We start from the raw sequence: 3,276 nt of genomic DNA on the forward strand, positions 1-3,276 counted from the left end.
ATTGTAGCAAACGATTGTAAAACACCAAGTCAACAAAGAAATGCTGCTCATCAAACGTGAACCTTTTCTGCCTTGCTTCAAATAGGAATCCTTTGCCAAGTTCTAATAAGAATTGCTGCATCTTGTTGATAATGGCATTCTCCAATTTAGACTCTGAGTAAACTGCATCGGGCTTTAGACCAAGAAACTCTAATGTGATGGGATTCTTGATGATGTCCGATGGTTTCCCAATAGTTTGCCCTTCTTTAGCCAACCGCATTACTTCATCTTTGTTACGGCTCAAAGCCAATCTCTCATAAAGACAGCTTCCTACTTGACGGCTAAGTTGTCTTTTAGACCATTGTTGTTGGGTACATTCTATTTCATAGAAACTGCGGGCATCCGGATTTTCCACCCTCATCAGTATAAGATAATGAGACCATGAGAGAGCGAATGTCGGTTCAGAGATATGTTCCTCTGCCTTCGGATAATCGGCTAACCACTGGTTAGCCTTTTGGCTCGACTTTGGACAACCACTGGTTAGCCCTTTAGAAAAGACAATATAAAACTGCCGTATATTCTTAAGCGTTGAATACGACCATCCATCTCCCAACCTATCAGTCAGACGTTTGGAGAGTTCTTTCAGCACCGCCTTTCCGTATTCGGCTCTTGTTTCTCCCTTTTGCTCATATTCTACTATATATTGTCCGATATGGAACTTAGTAAAGACCTCAGCAATATTGATAGCTGTTGCCACACGTTCCCTTGCCTGCGTGACAAGGTCAACAACCTTTAAGAACAGGTCGTTTATATCTTTATCATTTGTGCTAATATCTTTTCGCATAGCTCAATTTTCTTCAATATTTGCAAGCAGTTTTTCAAGTTCAGTCACCGCTCTACTGATGGTCTGGCTCTTATCCTTGATGTCTGCCATCAGTTCTGCCAATGAACGGTCGTCCACCTCACCACCTGGTTTTATCCAAGTAATGTCAAGACTTGTTTTGTCTCTGGCAATAATTTCATCTACAGGATATTTACGCCAACGACCTTGCGGATTATTTTCTGCATCGTAGGTCTCTACTCGATTATTGTAGCAAGAAACAAAATCATCCAAATGATGCCGTTCCAGTTTATTGGTGGCAAGCGTATGCTTTATGTCTGTACGGTAATCGTAAAACCATATTTCTTTGGTTGGTTGTCCTTTGCTGAAAAACAACACGTTGGCTTTTACGCCTTGCGCATAGAAAATCCCTGTAGGCAAGCGCAAGATAGTATGCAGATTGAAATCCTGCAATAAGCGTTTGCGAATAGTCTCACCTGCCCCTGCCTCAAAAAGGACATTGTCAGGAAGCACCACAGCAGCACGTCCTCCTGTTTTGAGCATAAGCATCATGTGTTGGAGGAAGTTTAACTGGTTATTTTTGGTCTCCACATAGAAATCCGGACGGTTGATATCCACAGAGCCTGCCGGACGAGTTCCAAAAGGAGGATTGGCAAGTATCACATCAACAAGAGTTGACGGTTCTTTTTCCAAAGAATCCTCACAAACAATCGGACTACGGTCTGTACCAATACCATGCAAATAAAGATTCATGGAAGCGAGCGTCACCACTAAAGGCGTATTATCCACACCATGCAAAGCTTTGTCACGCAAGAAATCACGTTTTTCTTTACTTGCTGACTGACCTTTCATATAATCGTAAGCTGTAAGTAAGAATCCACCCGTTCCACAAGCCGGGTCACAAACCGTTTCACCCATTTGCGGATTGATACAATCTACCATTGCCTGAATAAGTGGACGAGGAGTAAAATACTGTCCTGCACCGCTTTTCTTGTCTTGCCCGTTCTTTTCAAGAATGCTTTCGTAGATAGCTCCTTTCACATCACCGTCCATAATGAGCCATTGCTCCTCATCAATCATGGTGATGACCTTTTTCAGATAAACAGGTTTGTCTATCTTGTTTTGTGCCTTCGTATAAATCGTACCTATCAGATTGTCCAGCTCACTAAGCAATTTAAGGGTCTCTTCATATTGTTTTACCAAATCCAGACCATCAAATGCTATCAAATCTGCCCACTGATAACCAGTTGGAATAGCCGACTCTTCTCCAAACATTTCTACATTTTCGGCATCCATCTTCAAGAATAAAAGATAGGTCAGTTGGGTAATATAATCAGTGAATCCTATTCCTTGTCCGGCAAGAGTGGTTGCCAGATTCCATACTTTTTTGGTGAGCGATTGCTCAGTTGAACTATTTGTTGCCATTTTTTATGCTGCTTTTCTTAATACTACAAATGTGTAAAGGGAATGAAGTGCTTCGTCCACTTTCTGCATATTACCAAATGCCCGAATCATTTGTGCCGCTTGGGTTGCGTCATCCTCTCGAATATCTCTGACCGTACAAGCTCCGTTAGAAGCAATGTAATCCACAATACGACTGATAACCTCTCGCTGTTTGTCAGTTATTTCACGCTGGGTTTGTCCTAACCAAAGATTGAAAAACTGTTTAGAGGTAGTAACTACACTATCCAATCGTTCGATTTGGCGGAAAGCAAAGCGCACAAGTTGTATGATATTGGTCAATGCATCGCTTTCTTCTTTGGTAGTGGAACGCCTTACCGCTTTAGCATTAACTATGGCATAAGAGTTCCAAAGTTGTTTGGAAGTGAAATGGTTGTTTGCCATTTTGAGTTTGTTTTCCAAATCCTTCAACATAGAATAGGTGATAGGCGTTCCTTCATTATTATATATAATACGTAGTGCTTCTATTTCATCACTGTGTTCTTTGCAGAACTCCTCGAAAGCCTCTGTCGTACTTTTTGCTTCCTCAATGGAAAACCCTTTGGAGATAAGCGTATCTTCACCCGGCATCAATGTATTGACGAATCCGGCTGCAAGTATAAGAAGGTATTTCCGAGCATCCGCATGATTGGCAAGCGGAGCGACTAGCCCCTTACGTTCATTGTTAGGCTCATCAGTGCTTACAAACAGTGGAAGAATGCCTTTCTCCAGCGCATCGTATATTCTAGCAGAAAGTTCCTTCATGTCATCATGAGACAAACGGACAAACTCTTTCCGTTGCGAATCATCCGCCTTGTTGTATATTCGGGCAAGCGTTGCCGCAAGCCGTTTGAGATACTCGTCAGGAATATAGCCATGACTAATACGTTCTAACAACTCCTTTAGAGTAATCGTTTTTGTTGTAGGACCATCATCTATAGGTGCCACTGTTTGCGCATGCTCCGTCACGCCTACCGCATCAACCAAATAAAAACAATCCTTGCTGAATGCGTTCG

General features: G+C 42.1%; 3 protein-coding genes. All 3 read right to left on the bottom strand.

Annotation, left to right across the window (positions count from 1 at the left end; all coding sequences use genetic code 11):
* Positions 1-823: PDDEXK nuclease domain-containing protein (locus tag KTR07_RS27835; RefSeq protein WP_217315571.1), on the bottom strand; the 823-nt coding region annotated here is incomplete at its 3' end.
* Positions 824-826: 3 nt separating this feature from the next.
* A complete protein-coding gene (locus KTR07_RS27840; protein ID WP_008764670.1) occupies positions 827-2,245 on the bottom strand; it encodes a class I SAM-dependent DNA methyltransferase in 1,419 nt (472 codons plus the stop codon).
* 3 nt (positions 2,246-2,248) lie between these two features.
* Positions 2,249-3,276, bottom strand: a 1,028-nt coding sequence (locus KTR07_RS27845) for a type I restriction-modification enzyme R subunit C-terminal domain-containing protein (RefSeq protein ID WP_305879300.1), incomplete at its 5' end; no start/stop codon positions are given.

It is taken from the genome of Bacteroides sp. MSK.20.82 (genome assembly GCF_019052485.1).
Taxonomy (GTDB): Bacteria; Bacteroidota; Bacteroidia; order Bacteroidales; family Bacteroidaceae; genus Bacteroides; species Bacteroides thetaiotaomicron.